Below are 626 nucleotides of genomic sequence, written 5' to 3'. Positions count from 1 at the left end.
ATGGGCAAGGAAAAGTTCTCCCGCACCAAGCCGCACTGCAACATTGGCACGATCGGCCACGTTGACCACGGCAAGACGTCTCTGACGGCGGCGATCACGAAGGTTCTGGCCGAGACGGGCGGGGCGACGTTCACGGCCTACGACCAGATCGACAAGGCTCCTGAGGAGAAGGCGCGCGGGATCACGATCTCGACGGCGCACGTGGAGTACGAGACGCAGAACCGTCACTACGCGCACGTGGACTGCCCCGGTCACGCCGACTACGTGAAGAACATGATCACGGGCGCGGCGCAGATGGACGGCGCGATCCTGGTTGTGTCGGCGGCGGACGGCCCGATGCCGCAGACCCGCGAGCACATCCTGCTGGCCCGCCAGGTGGGCGTTCCGGCGCTGGTGGTGTTCCTCAACAAGGTCGACATGGTCGACGACGAGGAGCTGCTGGAGCTGGTCGAGCTCGAGGTGCGCGAGCTCCTGTCGAAGTACGACTTCCCCGGTGACGACATCCCGATCACCAAGGGCTCGGCGCTGATGGCGCTGGAGGACAAGGAGCCGAAGATCGGCAAGGAGGCGGTGCTGGCGCTGATGGCGACCGTGGACGCCTACATCCCGCAGCCGGAGCGCCCGAT

The 626-nt window shown here is 66.0% G+C and carries 1 protein-coding gene; it reads left to right on the top strand.

Features of this window, described 5'->3' with window-relative positions:
• The coding region (locus ACLBXO_RS31675) for a GTP-binding protein (protein ID WP_447687910.1) at positions 1–626 on the top strand (626 nt) is incomplete at its 3' end.

Source organism: Methylobacterium sp. C33D, assembly GCF_053345825.1.
Note: the sequence above shows the minus strand (reverse complement) of the source record. Positions and strands in the feature narration are given on the sequence as shown.